Below are 15,796 nucleotides of genomic sequence, written 5' to 3' on the forward strand. Positions count from 1 at the left end.
GGAAATATCCACATGAAGATAGGACTGATTGGAACCGGTAGTATGGGAAGCCTCTTATTAGATGCATTCATATATTTTGGAGCAATACAGCCTCAACAGTTGTATATAAGTAACCGTTCCAAAGAGAAGCTTCTGTTACTCTCAGAACGTCATGAAGGCCTAAATATATCCCAGAACAATATCGAAACCGTAACACACTGTGATATTCTATTCGTCTGCGTTAAACCACTTCAATTCACCACAATAATAGAAGAAATTAAAGATCATGTTCGATCTGACCAACTCCTCGTGTCAATTACGAGTCCTGTTCAACTGCATCACTTGGAAAATAATCTATCTTGTAAAATTGCAAAGATCATTCCAAGCGTAACGCATAAGGTTGGAAGTGGCGCTTCATTAGTTATGTATGGTAGCCGAATCCAAGAGAAAGAAAAGCAACTTCTGCATGATCTACTCTCTTTCATCAGCAAACCCATAGAAATAAAAGAAACGCAGGCGCGCATCAACTCTGACTTTACTAGCTGCGGCCCTGCGTTTATGAGTTTCTTCTTAATAAAATGGATCGAGGCTGCTGTAGAGATGACAGGTATCTCCCGCGAGGAAATTACCTGTCTTGCAAGCGAGATGATGCTTGGCACTGGCACACTATTAACCCAAGGTGGGCTAACACCACTACAGCTTCAAGAACTGGTAGCCGTGCCTGGCGGCATTACAGCACAAGCTTTATCTCAATTAAACCAGAGCCTAGATGGCGTTTTTCACAATCTAATCACTACAACCCACAACAAGTATGTTGAAGATGTGGAGAAGCTTAATGAATTATTAGGTGATATTAACTGACAACAATGTTGACCAATTTACCTGGTACAGCAATGATTTTACGAATCGTTTTGCCTGCAATAGCTTCCTCAACACTAGAAAGAGCTAGACTATGTGCTTGCATGGCCTCTTGATTCGTATCTTTCGCGATCAAGGTGCGCTCTACAATTTTGCCATTCACTTGCACGACAATTTCAATCTCTGAATCCACTGTCCAAGACTCGTCATATGTTGGCCATTGTTCATATGTGATGCTGTCTTCATGTCCAAGGCGCTGCCACAATTCCTCTGAAATGTGCGGTGCCATTGGGGACAGAAGTTGTGCGAAGTCCTCTAGGGCACGACGTGGCAATTCATCCGTCTTGTAAGCTTCATTAACAAAGATCATCAATTGACTTATCGCTGTATTAAACCGTAGGTTATCCAAATCTTCGGTTACTTTTTTGATGCTCTTATGCCATGTCCGTTTAAACTCATCGCTACCATCACCATCAACGATTTTACTATTGAGATTGCCTTCGTCATTGATAAATAGACGCCATACACGGGAAAGGAAACGGTGGCTTCCCTCTACGCCGCTAATATTCCACGGTTTAGTCGCTTCTAATGGCCCCATGAACATTTCATAGACTCGAAGTGTATCCGCCCCATGACTTTCAACGATTTCATCTGGGTTAACGACATTCCCACGGGATTTACTCATTTTCTCATTATTCGTACCCAGAATCATTCCTTGGTTCACCAGTTTATGGAATGGTTCTTTCGTGTCCACTATTCCCAAATCATACAGCACCTTATGCCAGAACCGTGCATATAACAAGTGAAGTACAGCATGTTCTGCTCCACCGATATAAAGGTCCACAGGAAGCCACTGTTGTTGCTTATCCTTGGAACATAACTCTTTATCATTGTGCGGATCAATAAAGCGAAGGTAATACCAGCAACTTCCTGCCCATTGAGGCATCGTATTGGTCTCACGACGAGCCTTCATGCCTGTCTCAGGATCGATCGTTTCTACCCATTCAAGGACGTTCGCAAGTGGTGATTCTCCCGTACCTGATGGCTTGATTTGATCAACGTCTGGTAGGACAAGCGGTAACTGATCTTCTGGTACAGTCTTCATTGTGCCATCTTCTAAATGTAAGATTGGAATAGGCTCTCCCCAATATCTTTGGCGGCTAAATAACCAGTCGCGCAGACGATATGTGATCTTGCCTTGACCTTTACCATTCTCTTCTAGCCAAGCGATCATTTTCGCGATAGCCTCTACGTTCTGTAGACCATTAAGCCAATCAGAGTTCACATGCTCTCCATCTCCGCTGTAAGCCTCTTCTTCAATATTACCGCCTTTAACCACTTCAATGATTTCTAGTCCAAACTGTTTGGCAAATTCCCAATCACGTGAATCATGTCCCGGTACGGCCATGATCGCTCCTGTTCCATATCCAGCAAGAACATAATCTGCAATCCAGATTGGCATTGTAGCACCATTCACAGGATTAATCGCATACGCCCCTGTAAACACCCCTGTTTTGTCTTTAGCCAAATCGGTACGTTCTAGATCGCTTTTGTGTGAAGCTTGAATCTTATAAGCTTCGACAGCTGCCTTTTGCTCTTCTGTCGTAATACGAGCGACTAACTCTTGCTCTGGAGCAAGAACACAGTAACTTGCACCAAACAACGTATCTGGTCTCGTTGTGAATACCACAAGTTGATCCTCGTGGCCTTGAATCTCGAAATTCACTTCAGCGCCTTTGGATTTACCAATCCAGTTACGTTGCATATCTTTAATGCCCTCAGACCAATCCAATTCCTCTAGATCATCCAACAATCGATCCGCATATTCGGTGATCTTCAGCATCCACTGTCTCATTGGTTTACGAACGACTGGATGATTACCGCGCTCACTCAACCCATTAATAACTTCTTCATTTGCAAGTACTGTACCCAATGCTTCACACCAATTGACTGGCACTTCAGCGACATAAGCAAGTCCCTTATTATACAATTGGATAAAGATCCATTGTGTCCATTTGTAATATTCAGGATCCGTCGTACTAATCTCTCTATCCCAATCATATGAGAAACCTAGAGATTTAATCTGACGGCGGAAATTATTAATATTCTGAACTGTAAATCCCTTTGGATGTTCTCCTGTATCTATAGCATGTTGCTCCGCTGGTAGACCGAAAGCATCCCAACCCATAGGGTGAAGAACATTGTAACCACGCATACGCTTGTATCGAGAAACAATATCCGTTGCTGTATAACCTTCAGGGTGCCCTACATGAAGACCTGCACCCGATGGGTATGGAAACATATCCAAAGCGTAGAACTTAGGCTTCGCTGGATCTTCCCCTGTTTTAAATGTCGCATGTTCTTCCCAATATTGCTGCCATTTCGGTTCAATGGCTTGTGCCTGATAACCCTGGCCCTGTGGCTGTTGTTCACTCATGACCTTGTGTCCTCCTTCGCAATCGTGCGCGGTATAGTATGTACTGATTTAATCATCAAAAAAACCTCTTCATCCGTAGCGTATGATCGCTAGGGACGAGAGGTTAGATTCCCGTGGTACCACCCTAGTTAGCGGAATACATTCTTTGTCTCCCACTCACTTTGAACCCTTAACGCGGGCAAAACGATGATACTTTATATATAGAAATTTGACGACCATTATAGCGCCGTTAAGCTCTTCCATATTCATATCATGACTCCGAGGCGAGTTCGTTTCGGTCTATCAACCGGCTTACAGCAACCACCGGCTCTCTGAGTAATTTCTCGAAATTAATACTCCTCATCAACGTTTAAAAATATGCATTTTGATGAACCATATTATACAGAATCAAGGAGGATAAGTCAACAAATGACCCGATTTCTTGTGATGAATTAGAAGGGCCCTGACAATTCATGATGTATAAAACATTCTATAAAAACAAACACTAATATTCGTCTTTCCAAACTATCTAAGGGAGAGTGTTCATATGCGTGAGGGAATAATTCCCGCTGTTCTTGGAACTGTCGTATCCGCTTCGGGTGCTGCACTGCTTGGTAGCAAGTATAAGCTTGCCGCGTATGGCGTATTAGGTTTCGGTCTAGCACACATCATTCTTGGAAGTATTGACCTTGTAGAACATCGTTGAGCATTGGAAAGACAAATAGGAGCATATGATAATATCTTATGTATCCTATTCAAAGCCAGCAAAAACAAGCCTTGGATCAAAGGATCCAAGGCTTGTTTAATATTTCGTTATTGCGGATTCGTCGTCCATAGACCAGCCGTTTTCACAAAAACACGCTGTGGAAGTCTCAAGGTTGCTAATGCTATCTCAGCCACGTCCTCAGGTTGCATCATACGATCCTCATCGCCTATTTTCAAGCCAGCATTCTTAGCTAAATCCGTGTTGACCGTACTTGGGGTTAAGGCCATAACTCGAATGTTAAATTTACGAACTTCCTGCAGTACAGATTCAGTCAGGCCTAATACCGCAAACTTAGAAGCACAATAAGCGGAGCCTGTTGCGAATCCCTTCTCCCCTGCAGTTGATGCGATATTTATAATGTTTCCACTATTTTGTTCGATCATTGTAGGAAGTACTGCACGAGTCACGTAATATGTTCCCATCAAGTTAACCTGAATCATTTGCTCCCACACATCAGAATCCATATCTACTAATGTTCCGAACTCTGCAAACCCAGCATTATTTATCAAAATATCAATGGAACCCAATTGCTCCTTTAATAGTTCTACAGCATTGTCCACTTCACTCTTCACAGAAACATCCGCTGTCGCAATGCTAACTTTAACGCCATAGGCTTCAGTTAAAGAGGTACGAAGTGCTTCTAAATCTGAAGTTGTTCTAGCGATCAGCCCCAAGTTCACACCTTCCTTAGCAAGCGAAGTTGCTATGGCTAGTCCGATCCCTTTTCCTGCACCCGTAATGATAGCTGTACTATTCTTAAATTCCATTGTCATCCACTCCTAAATGTTATAATCATCGTCACTATAGAAAACTCTCTTCTCAAGTATATGTCAAATACGATGTAGTAATCAAAAAAAAGCCCTGAGAATCCAAGGGCTTCACTTCAAACAGACACAACTATTTAATGGCCACATAAAAGAGCCGCTGGGCATCGTCATCTGCTTCGACCCATTCAAAGTCTGCATAGACTTTAATATCACGGAATCCAGCCTTTACGAGTTCCACCTTCATCCATTCAGGGTCGTACGCACGTTGATTATGAATCTCTTCGAAACGTCGATACTGATCTCCACCATGCTCATCACGCACAAAAATACGTAAGTGATGTTCAATCTCGCAACGACTCTCATCTAGATCACAAGTCCAAATATAAGAAACGGAACGTTCATCCAGCACAAATGGCTGTTCATCATTATAACGTTTCATCGTATTGGGATGGTGCACATCAAAGAGAAAAGTTCCACCTGGCTTCAAACCCTCGTATGTACGCGCGAACATAGATATAACATCCGATTCTTCAACTAGATAATTAATACAGTCACAAAAAGATATAACAGAATCCACCGGTTCTGGCAACTCCCACGCCGTCATATCTTGTTGTACCCACCGTATACTTCCTTCACGTTGAAGACGATAACCTTGCGGAGTTCCTTCCATTTTACCACGCGCAACAGACAACATATCCGATGAAAGGTCAATGCCCGTAACTTCAAATCCAGAATTAACTAGTGGTATAGTGATACTACCTGTCCCACAACCCAGCTCTGCTACAGTAAGAGGCATACCATGTTTCTCCCAAGCCGTTCGGGCGAAACGTATCCAATCAGGGTATGGCATATCTTCCATTAATTCATCATAGACGTATGCAAATTTCCGGTAGGATGACATCATGGCACCTCCCTTTCTTTGGAATACTATGAACCCAGTATAGGATTAAGACTGTACATCTTCATTCGGAGTAGAATCCGGATTCACTAGGTACGTCCAATTTTCTTTTTGCGTAATCAGGCCTTCTTTCAATAACTTACCTATAGCCCGTTTGAATGCTGATTTACTAATACCGAATCGCTCTTTAATGATGTCTGGCGGTGTTGCATCAGAATAGGGCATGCCTCCACCTGGACGTTCCTTGAGGAATGCTAACAAGTTCTCAGCATCCAAATCCCTGCCAACCTCTTTCAGAGGTGCCATGGACAGGTTGACTCTTCCATCTTCACGTATATGACTAATCCGTACCTTCACTTCTTCGCCAAGACGAAGCATCCGAGGACGTTCCGTTGAATGAATTAGACCAATAACCCCGAATCCAACCACTCCACCATCTACAAGCACGAACGTGCCCATTTGAAGTGATTTGTACACAGTTGCGCTCACCCATTGATTCATCCATGAAGAAGGCGCAGCAAAGGTCAATGTTTCCAACTCATACTCTCCAGCAAGCTTAGCAAGCAATCGGCCCTGTTTATCATGCTCCATAGTGACAAATACAGAATCACCTACACGAGGGTGTAGTTCGTTAATCTCAGGTAATTCTCGTATTGGAAGCAATAACTGACGTCCAAGTCCCATTTCGAGAAAGCAACCGAGCCGTGGGTTAATATCTGCCACAACAAGCTTGGCTAGTCCACCCAGTGTCAAATACGGTTTTTTCATCGTAGCAGCTAATCGGCCTTCTGTATCAAAGAATATAAATACCTCTAATATATCGCCAGGTTTGATTTCTTCAGTAATCTCCGTGTAATGAAGTAACACATCGAAATCATCTCCATATAGAAAAAAACCATATGGAGACACCTCACGGGCCACTTCTAATGAAACAACTGTACCCGCAACTAAGCTCATACCAATTCCACTACCTTAGCATCAGACCATAATTTCTCAAGGTTATAGAATTCACGTTCATCGCGGTGGAAGACATGAACAATAACATCTCCTAGATCCATCAATACCCAACGTGCGGAATTCATTCCTTCGATCCCACGAATGTTAGTACCTGCTTCCATAGCTTGCTTACGAATTTCAGTAGCAATAGCTTGTACTTGTACATCAGAGTTACCATGACAAATCACAAAATAATCGGCAACCAATGATACCCCTCTTAAATCCAATGCAACGATGTCCATTGCCTTTCTATCTTGCGCTCCAGTTACTGCTAAATCCAACAATTGTTCAGGTCCAATATACTTTTGACTCATGAATTCGCCTCCATTTGCTTAATTAAATCATTACGTGCTAATACCGTTAAAGGGTAAATAATTTGCCTACGTGACACTAGTAAACTGATTGTAGAATCCAATCCCGCTACTAGGCCTCCTTCTAGACTATGGTTGGCTAGTTCCCGAATATTATTCACACCAGGAAAGTCTCTTCCCGGCTCGATATAGTCAGCCAGACACACCACTTTGTCCAGTAACGTCATGCCAATCCTACCAGCTGTATGATAGCGAATAGCATCCAAAATTTCCAAGTCATCAATTCCATATTCATGACTTGCTACAAAAGCACCTACTTCAGCATGCCAAAGTTGCTTATTGTATGACAACAAATCGTCAGATAACTGATTGTCCGATATGATCGTTCTCAACGTCTCTATCGGCCAGTATTTAGCCACATCATGCAAAATGGCAGCTAAATCTGCTTTTACAGGGTCTGCTCCATATTGTTCTGCCAGCTTTACTGCCGTCTCCATAACCCCTTGTGTGTGCTGCCAACGTTTATCAGGCATCTGAGTTGATACGACTTTAATAAGTTCATCACGGCTGAATTTCATATAACCCGCTCCTTATTATATATTCATACACACGTTCAGGCACCATATAACGGATGGAATGTCCCATCTCTGCCTTTTCTCTTATCTCAGAAGAGGAAATGTCCACGAGTGGCATGTCAGCCAGTAGTACGCTACGCTGTAGATAGGACGGAAGTGCCAACAGATCCAAAGGTGAACCTGGGCGACCTACACCTATAAACGTTATCATCTCCGATAAATCTTCAATTCGATCCCAGTTAGGTAAATAATTAACCATATCTGCTCCAATGATAAAATAGAAGTCAAATCCTGGATACATCTCATGAAGCTCTTCGATCGTGTCTATGGTGTAGGAAACGCCACCTCTTCTCACCTCTATATCCAGCGTCCGAAAAGAAGCATGGTCCTTTATGGCCTCGGCTACCATCTTTAGCCGTTGTTCACCCGTCGCTCCAGCCTTATCTTTATGAGGAGGAATGTGACTTGGCATGAACCAGACTTCATCCAACTGATAAGAATCTCTTGCAGATTCCGCTGCGAGCAAGTGTCCGATATGAAGTGGATCAAAGGTCCCACCCATGATACCTATCTTCAAGCTGAATCCTCCCTACTTAAGGCAGTTGAATTTGTTTATTATCTTTTGATTCTTTATACAATACGATTACTTTTCCGATAACCTGAACTAATTCCGCACCAGATTGTTTAGCCAACTCTGCTCCGATTTCATTCCGATCTTCAAGACATGTGTTAAGAACTGTAATTTTCATCAGTTCTCTCTTCTCAATAGCTTCTTCGATATGACGAATCAAATGATCATTCGTTCCATTCTTACCGACTTGGAATACGGGATCTAAATGATGTGCTAATGAACGTAAATAACGTTTCTGTTTTCCAGTTAACATGTAATATCCAAACTCCTTCAATTCAATTAATTAATCTTTTACTTACAATTCAGTCCTGAAGACTCTTCAAGACCGCAGTTCGCATCGTCTCAATTGGTGCAGGCATACCCGTCCAATATTCAAGGGCATATGCGCCTTGATTGATAAACATGCCAAGACCGCCATGTATGGTGCATCCTCTTTCATGGCTCTTCTTCAGAAGTTCAGTCGTTAATGGGTTATAAATCAAATCGCTAACGATGATTCCAGGTGGAATCATTTCTGGATCGATAACGCTTTGAGAAGTCTTAGGATGCATCCCAATGGACGTTGTATTTATCACAACATCTATGTCTGGCAGAATTCCTTCGATTTTGTCCATGGTGATCGCAGAAATATTCACCAGTGACTTCCATTCCTCTGCCATTTGAATGGCTTTGTCCTCGGTCCGATTAGCGATTACAATGGTCTTCGGTTCTTCTTGCGCAAGTGCATAAATGATGCCACGAGCGGCTCCACCTGCTCCTAAGACCATAATAGATTTACCACGCAAATCAACCTGGGTCTCATCTTTCAATGAACGGACGTAACCAATCCCATCCGTGTTGTAGCCAGTAAGAATACCGTTCTCATTCAATATCGTATTCACTGCACCAATCCGAGAGGCAGAATCATCTATTCGATCTACATAAGCCATTACATCTACTTTATGTGGAATGGTCACATTAATCCCTCTGAATCCAAGCTCTCTGATCCGAGAGATCGCGCTACCTAGATCCTCACGACTAACATGGAGAGGGAAATATTCTCCCTCGATACCAAGTGCGGCTAAAGCGGCGTTATGCATAACTGGGGATTTAGAATGAACGATAGGATCTCCGATCACCGCGAGAAGCATCGTCTTATTAGGTTGTGAAGGTAATTCTCTCCATAACATATTCCTATTTCACCCGCTTTCTGTCGACTAGTCTATATCAAAGAAGGCCTAGTTAGAACTTTCACACCACGTGGGGCATGAATTGCTATTAATGCACCTTCATCGCTGTTGATTTTGACCCAACCCAAACCTGAGATAAACACATCCGAACGAGATCCTTTTTTAAGACTGAATTCATGTCTCGTCCATTCAGGAAGTTTCGCTAAATTATCTTGGTTAGGAGGCATGAGCATCACACCTGCATGTTCTGCATACAGTGAGTCTGCACGTTCTAACTTCGTACGATGAATCCCCACCTTTGGGCTAAGGAAACATGTGAACGATTGGCGTTCACCTTGTATGAAATCAAACCGAGCCAAAGCACCGAAGAATAACGTCTGACCTTCATTCAGCTGATAAACCATTGGTTTAAGCGGATGTTCTGGCATCGTTGCTCCAAGATCTCCACGGCTCACAAGCTCACTGAAACGCCAAGGGTATACAATACCCGGTGTATCAATAATATAGCGGCCATCATCAAGAGGTATATTAACCATGTCTAGTGTAGTTCCTGGATAACGAGAAGTCGTAAGTTCTTGTTCAAGGTCACTGTAATCGCGGATGAGACGATTTACTAACGTTGATTTACCTACATTCGTTGCACCAACAACATATACATCTCGATCTCCACGGTAAGTAGCTATCGTCTCAAGCAAACGCTCAAAGCCTTGGTTCTTCTTGGCACTAACTAGTACGATTTCTTCCGTTTTAAGACCTTCTTCTTTGCTTTGTTGTTGAACCCAGTTCTTAATTTTGTTCCAGTTCGTTACTTTCGGTAGAAGGTCAATCTTGTTCACCACAAGGATAACAGGATTATTCCCTACAAAACGTTGTAATCCGGAGATCATACTTCCCTGGAAATCGAACAAATCAACAATATGAATAACAAGTGCATTCTTATTGCCAATTTGGCTCAACAGCTTCAAGAATTCATCTTGATCCACCGTAACGGACGATGATTCATTGTAATTCTTAATACGGAAACAACGCTGACAAATAATCTGCTCTTGTTCTAGCGCCTTAGCTGGGACATATCCCGGTAAATCTGTTTGGTCGGTTTGTAGTGTAATACCACACCCGCTGCAGTTCATGGCTTCTTGCTCGCCAATTGATTCTTTCATTCTTTGTTTTCCTCCTCAAGCCATAGTCCCTTTTTTCGAAGACTCTTAAGCGCTATGCGCTCCACTCTCCGATTGATTCTTGTTCCCCATCCTTCGTCCTCAACCGAGATGGGCAGTACTAATACTGTAAGTAACCCAAGCCGATTACCACCTAACACATCAGTCAGCATTTGGTCGCCTACCATAATCGTCTCTGTATTTGAAAGTCCCATCATCTTCAATGCCTTATTAAACGACTTAAGGGAAGGTTTACGGGCTTCATGTACATATTGAATGTCCAAGGGAGTAGCAAAATCTGATACTCGCTTCAGATGATTGTTGGATACAATGATCAGTTGAAAACCAGTCTTTTTCACAAGTTCAAACCAAGCGATCAATTCCGGATAGGCAAGTGGTGCTTTGGCACCTACAAGCGTATTGTCCAAATCCGTAATAATCCCTCGGTATCCCCGTGCATATAGATCTTCCAAATCGATATCAAATACTGTATTCACCCGTACTTTAGGCAGCAACATTTCAAACAAGTCAAGTCACCTCAGTTTCATACGACAAACTATACCATAATATCATGAGTTATTACAAAAGAAACCGCCCCTTTTGCATAGGCAAAAAGGACGAAGGTATCGTTATCTTTTATTTTTCGCTCTTAGAGAGACTTTAAGTTGTTCCGTAACCTTCTGAACCGTACGCCATTCATCACTCGCAATAGCCTCAGGACTATACCTCGCTTTTTCGAAAAGTTGTAGCAGAGAACTTAAAGATGGCTCTAAGTTTGGATTACTAACCTGCCACTTCATAACGGACTCACGTAGCGTCTCATGACTCCCACGTGTCAACCCATGTTTGTGCACAATCAATAGCCAACGTTCTGTCTCAATGACCACTTTCTCATCTGGAGATAGTTTTTTCCCCATTCGAATTCGACGTATTAAGAAGTGGAAAGAATCACCTGAACGCCACCCAATATAACTTATCCACGAGAGTAGTACAGTAATGGCTACTACAATTAACCCTTTGAACCACCATGAATTTATTCCCCAATTGTTCGATTGTTGTGAATCTTTATTGAGTCCCTCTTCATCCTCTTGCTGATCTATTTCTTGCTTATCCAAGCTATCTAATCCAGTAATGAGAGGCATATTAAATCCTGGAGTTGCTTCGATTGGAACCCATCCATAAGGACCGAAATAAACTTCCACCCATGAGTGAGCATCAGCATTAGTCACCCTGTATGAACCAGGATCCATCTGTCCTGATCGCATCATACGAAATTCATCCAATTGAGGCTGGATACCTGGAGCATATCCTTTGACCCAGCGAGCTGGAATGCCAAGAGATCTTGTCATCATAACCATAGAAGTTGAGAAATAATTACAATACCCTTCTCGAATTTCAAATAAAAAGCTATCTACGAAATCGTCACTTTTTTTGAGCGATACATTTGGCGTGTTCGTATATTTAAAGTTCGTTTGTAAGTATGTTTGTAATAACGTTATCTTTTCATATGGTGTGATCGCTGACTCTGTCACATCAGCAGCAAGTTCTTTTACGCGTTCAGGGAAACCATCTGGTATCTGCAAGTAATCCTTTTCATTGGAATCCCCATATAGATCATCGAACGATTTCTTTCTTAACTCTTCTACGGGAACGACAGGAACTTCGGAAGTTATCGTATAGGATTTCGGATATTGTGATTCCTTATTCGTAGTATTCCAATGAAGTTCTGCTTGTGATCCCTTCCACTGAATACCACGCATATCCTTCTCTCCGTCAATCGTCTGCACAGAGGAAATCGCATAGGCACCAAATAATACTGGAAAGTTACTATCATTTTGGATCGTTATCGTTTGTTGAACTTTCTCCGTCTGTAACATAGAATCAGAAGCTCGTTCCAACTCTTCACCGACCACAACATCATCAAAAGTATTTGTCTCACTGGATTCGTTCTCCCAGCCCGTACCGGAATAAAGCCTTCTTGTCTCTCCACGCCAATAATTTCGTTTAGGTGAATGAACAGTCATCACCATCGAATAATCGAATTCAAATGCACCGCCCAACTTATTATCGTCATTACTGTAGCCTGACAAGGACGGTTGTGCATCGAATGTTTCTACCGAAGCCTGTTTTTCTCTATCACCTAAAGATTCATTCTGTCCTGTCAATGCAGAGTAAGGGTCCTTCAATATTGGGGGAATTTTAGGCATGTTGATGCCAAGTAGAAAGATCACCGAGAACAGCAATACAATATGAACGATCATCTCAAATGGGTAATCGAGTAGATTTCTCCAACCTTCAGGATATTTTTTTTGGAAGCGTTGAAAATGATGCGTCACCAACCAGCCCATCATAGCCAGCACCATCCATGCGGCTTCATCCCAAAGAATCGTCGATGAGAAAGAATCCAGGATAGCAATTGCAACAATGTTAAGTCCCATGAATACAAAGATCCGTTTCTGATTCGTTAGCAACTTAGCTAGACATAGACAAATTATCGCTGCACTGATTGCAAACCAAATATAAGGATGTAATCCGCTGATATAGTACTCTATTCCATCGCCACTTGGGTTATATACATCATATTCAATAAGTGTATACCGAAGCATCAGAAAGATTATCCCACATTCGAGAAGAATACGGTAAATCCTCTTGAATGGGAGCAAAACCTCAATGATGACTATGATAATAACGGTTCTCCCTACTAATGAAGTTGTTTCTTTGAACCATACCGGTTCGGTGTAAGACAACCACTGCTGGGTAACGATCCAGATCCATATAAAAGAGAGAGCGCTTAACCAATCATATTTGAAGAAAAATTTACGTTTGGTCATGCATATCCCCTCCCTATCACCGTAGGTAAATCCTCTAGTCTGGAAACTGCATACCCATGAATACCACGCGCTCTCATTTGAGAGACCCAATCTTTCGAGGCATCCCCCTTTGCATTAAGAATATGCAGATGGCTAGGACTCATCCCACGAATATCTGCCCACCGAATCAGCTCCATCACAGATGACCCGCTTGTGGGACTAACTAGAATACAATATGCACCTTTCGGGAAAAGACGAATACTCGATTCTAACTTTGGAAGTAATGTACCCTCACCATCAGCATCCATATCAACCAGATGATGTAACATCTTCTGCCGCTCTAATGCGCTCTCCGATGGAGCAATAACATGGTTTCGACTTCCAAGAGTACACAATCCAATTCCTATTCGGTCACGGTTCCTATATTGCAATAAAGAAGCTACGACCGAAACGGCAAGCTCGAACTGTTCTTCCGAACTATAGTGCTTTGCGATAGCATCCAGTATGATCATCGTTTTGGGAACAGATTCATGCTCGAATTCTTTGGACTTCCAAGTGCCCGTCCTCGCTGTCGCATTCCAATGAATTCTCGTTAGGCGGTCCCCGTATACATAATCACGTACACCATTAATCTGAGTCGTTTCCCTACGAGAAGAAGACAACGCCGTCTGAGGCCCAACAAGACGAGAATTACGATCAAACATCTGCCAATATGGGATAAAGACAGTACGTGGCATAACTCGAAATTGCCCTGGAGCATGAAGCAATCCTTTATGGTCCAATAGTCCAAGGATATCCTCACTTATACATTCAGTATCGATGAAATGGTATCTACCACGTTCCAATGGCGGCGTCTTAAACACAAGCTGGGCTTGCCCACGAAAGCTTGGCATAACACTTTCTTCAAAAGACCATTGCTGACCATTATGTTTTCTCAATACTTCTCGAATGATAATATAAGGTAATGGAAGAAACCCAGGAATAATAATGTTAAGCTTCACATCCATCTGCTCACCGGCATGCAGCAAATCAAATCGTTCATTAATCAATGTAAGTTGCCGCTTACCCACTGCTCTGCTTACCCCACTGTATCCAACTAGGAGTAAGTAAACCATGAGTGCGCTACTCATGGCGAACAGCATGGAGGATGTCTTTCCACCTTGAAATAATAAATACAGTAGACTGATTCCCCATACAGCAAGAACTCCTCGAACTCTAGGTCTACGTAGTCCCCTTCCAATGGATTTCAGGATAGAACTCATCTTTTATCGCCCATCATCATCGTAACCGGTACATTGACGTCTCGGATGATGCTCTCTAGAATAGATTCCACGTGAACGCTTTCAAGACGTGATTCTGATCTGAGCAAGATCCGGTGAGATAAGATATAAGGAGCCAGATTCTTAACATCATCGGGAAGTACGTAATCTCTGCCTTGTAGAAACGCATATGCTTTGCACGCCATCATACAAGATAAAGATGCTCGCGGGCTAGCACCTAATAGTACCGCCTGATGCTCACGGGTTCTTCGAATTAATTCAAGCATATAATCAACAACAACTTCATTTATATGTACATTTCGAATCTCTTTCTGAATTGTAGCAATGTCCTCCATATGGGTAACAGGTTCCAATCGATCCACGGGTTGCCCTACCTGATGATCCAGCAACAATTGCTTCTCTGTAGAAGCATCTGGGTATCCGAGATTAATCTTCATCATAAATCGATCAAGTTGAGCTTCTGGTAGACTATACGTACCTTCAAAATCAATCGGGTTCTGGGTAGCAATCAACATAAAGGGGTGGGGTAGATCATGTGTTTCTCCATCTACCGTAACATTCCTTTCTTCCATCACTTCAAGTAGTGCTGATTGAGATTTGGTCGTTGCGCGATTAATTTCATCAACTAGCAATATATTGGTCATCACAGGACCCGGGCGGAAATAAAATTGTTGATCACGTGGGTGAAATATAGATACTCCTGTAATATCACTTGGTAGAATATCAGGATTACATTGAATACGACGATAATCTCCACTAATAGACTTCGCAAGCGCCTTAACCAGCTGCGTCTTACCTGTACCTGGTACATCTTCAATAAGAACATGACCACCAGCAAAAAGCGACGTTAGCAGCAGTTGTATCTCTAAAGACTTACCTAATATGCATGATTCCAGATTAGAACGAAGAGCTGATATGATTTGGGTGGACTCTTTACGAATGGGCATTAGTTATCAAATCCTCCTGTTTATTTACATTTATTACATTGTACATGATGAATAGTTCTAAGTATATTGGGCATACTCCCTAAATTGGACGTTAATTTTCATACAATTTGAAATAAATAACAATCGATCTTAATAGACGGAGATGAACTGAATAGCTACAAATACAAATAAACAAATGAACGTCTTCAAAGAACACGAAGACGTTCACAAGACAACTCCTTATGTTAGTTCAAAAT

General features: G+C 42.3%; 16 protein-coding genes and 1 other annotated feature. Of the genes, 2 read left to right on the plus strand and 14 right to left on the minus strand.

All coding sequences use genetic code 11. The features are described from left to right. Positions 1 to 12 precede the first annotated feature (12 nt). The gene (gene comER / locus PGLA_RS24150) at positions 13 to 840 is read left to right on the plus strand and encodes a late competence protein ComER (protein ID WP_068537745.1); all 828 of its coding nucleotides are present in this window, start codon (positions 13 to 15) and stop codon (positions 838 to 840) included. On the opposite strand, the gene leuS is transcribed toward comER, so the two are convergent. Then, positions 833 to 3,274 carry a leucine--tRNA ligase gene (gene leuS, locus PGLA_RS24155; RefSeq protein ID WP_068537746.1) on the minus strand — a complete coding sequence of 814 codons (2,442 nt, stop codon included), beginning with the start codon at positions 3,272 to 3,274 and terminating at the stop codon, positions 833 to 835. The two genes, comER and leuS, sit on opposite strands and share 8 nt — an antisense overlap. Positions 3,275 to 3,362: 88 nt before the next feature. Next, positions 3,363 to 3,629: a binding site (T-box leader), on the minus strand. Between the two features lie 171 nt (positions 3,630 to 3,800). Here leuS and PGLA_RS24160 point away from each other — a divergent pair. Next, positions 3,801 to 3,959 carry an asparagine synthase gene (locus tag PGLA_RS24160; RefSeq protein ID WP_068537747.1) on the plus strand — a complete coding sequence of 53 codons (159 nt, stop codon included), beginning with the start codon at positions 3,801 to 3,803 and terminating at the stop codon, positions 3,957 to 3,959. 107 nt (positions 3,960 to 4,066) lie between these two features. Here the strand turns inward: PGLA_RS24160 and PGLA_RS24165 are convergent, their stop codons facing one another. The 13 genes from PGLA_RS24165 to PGLA_RS24225 all read right to left on the minus strand — a co-directional run bounded on the left by PGLA_RS24165 (position 4,067) and on the right by PGLA_RS24225 (position 15,560). After that, a complete protein-coding gene (locus PGLA_RS24165; RefSeq protein WP_068537748.1) occupies positions 4,067 to 4,786 on the minus strand; it encodes a 3-ketoacyl-ACP reductase in 720 nt (239 codons plus the stop codon). 130 nt (positions 4,787 to 4,916) lie between these two features. Continuing rightward, a complete protein-coding gene (locus tag PGLA_RS24170) occupies positions 4,917 to 5,687 on the minus strand; it encodes a class I SAM-dependent DNA methyltransferase (protein WP_068537749.1) in 771 nt (256 codons plus the stop codon). 45 nt (positions 5,688 to 5,732) lie between these two features. Beyond that, entirely contained in the window at positions 5,733 to 6,641 is a 909-nt protein-coding gene (locus PGLA_RS24175; protein ID WP_068537750.1) for a CvfB family protein, read from the minus strand. Next, positions 6,638 to 6,994: a ribosome silencing factor gene (rsfS, locus tag PGLA_RS24180; protein WP_068537751.1), complete on the minus strand. Its 357-nt coding sequence runs from the start codon at positions 6,992 to 6,994 to the stop codon at positions 6,638 to 6,640. The genes PGLA_RS24175 and rsfS overlap by 4 nt, the downstream gene beginning before the upstream one ends. Beyond that, entirely contained in the window at positions 6,991 to 7,569 is a 579-nt protein-coding gene (gene yqeK, locus PGLA_RS24185) for a bis(5'-nucleosyl)-tetraphosphatase (symmetrical) YqeK (protein WP_068537752.1), read from the minus strand. Before yqeK ends, rsfS begins: the two co-directional genes overlap by 4 nt. Further along, positions 7,553 to 8,143 (minus strand): nicotinate-nucleotide adenylyltransferase, encoded by a 591-nt coding sequence (locus tag PGLA_RS24190; protein WP_068537753.1) that lies wholly within the window; start codon positions 8,141 to 8,143, stop codon positions 7,553 to 7,555. The genes yqeK and PGLA_RS24190 overlap by 17 nt, the downstream gene beginning before the upstream one ends. A 16-nt stretch (positions 8,144 to 8,159) precedes the next feature. Further along, positions 8,160 to 8,450: a ribosome assembly RNA-binding protein YhbY gene (yhbY, locus tag PGLA_RS24195; protein ID WP_068537754.1), complete on the minus strand. Its 291-nt coding sequence runs from the start codon at positions 8,448 to 8,450 to the stop codon at positions 8,160 to 8,162. A 49-nt stretch (positions 8,451 to 8,499) separates the two neighbouring features. After that, the gene (gene aroE / locus PGLA_RS24200) at positions 8,500 to 9,366 is read right to left on the minus strand and encodes a shikimate dehydrogenase (RefSeq protein WP_068537755.1); all 867 of its coding nucleotides are present in this window, start codon (positions 9,364 to 9,366) and stop codon (positions 8,500 to 8,502) included. 32 nt (positions 9,367 to 9,398) lie between these two features. Further along, complete coding sequence (yqeH, locus tag PGLA_RS24205) at positions 9,399 to 10,526, minus strand: ribosome biogenesis GTPase YqeH (RefSeq protein ID WP_068537756.1); 1,128 nt, start codon at positions 10,524 to 10,526, stop codon at positions 9,399 to 9,401. Beyond that, a complete protein-coding gene (locus PGLA_RS24210; RefSeq protein WP_068537757.1) occupies positions 10,523 to 11,050 on the minus strand; it encodes a YqeG family HAD IIIA-type phosphatase in 528 nt (175 codons plus the stop codon). Before PGLA_RS24210 ends, yqeH begins: the two co-directional genes overlap by 4 nt. A 102-nt stretch (positions 11,051 to 11,152) precedes the next feature. Then, the gene (locus PGLA_RS24215) at positions 11,153 to 13,354 is read right to left on the minus strand and encodes a DUF4129 domain-containing transglutaminase family protein (RefSeq protein WP_068537758.1); all 2,202 of its coding nucleotides are present in this window, start codon (positions 13,352 to 13,354) and stop codon (positions 11,153 to 11,155) included. After that, positions 13,351 to 14,595 (minus strand): DUF58 domain-containing protein, encoded by a 1,245-nt coding sequence (locus PGLA_RS24220; protein ID WP_245700291.1) that lies wholly within the window; start codon positions 14,593 to 14,595, stop codon positions 13,351 to 13,353. Before PGLA_RS24220 ends, PGLA_RS24215 begins: the two co-directional genes overlap by 4 nt. Further along, positions 14,592 to 15,560, minus strand: coding sequence for an AAA family ATPase (locus PGLA_RS24225; protein ID WP_068537759.1), 969 nt, complete (start codon positions 15,558 to 15,560; stop codon positions 14,592 to 14,594). Before PGLA_RS24225 ends, PGLA_RS24220 begins: the two co-directional genes overlap by 4 nt. Positions 15,561 to 15,796: the final 236 nt, after the last annotated feature.

The sequence above is a fragment of the Paenibacillus glacialis genome (genome assembly GCF_001637205.1).
In the GTDB taxonomy this organism is placed as follows: domain Bacteria; phylum Bacillota; class Bacilli; order Paenibacillales; family Paenibacillaceae; genus Paenibacillus_AQ; species Paenibacillus_AQ glacialis.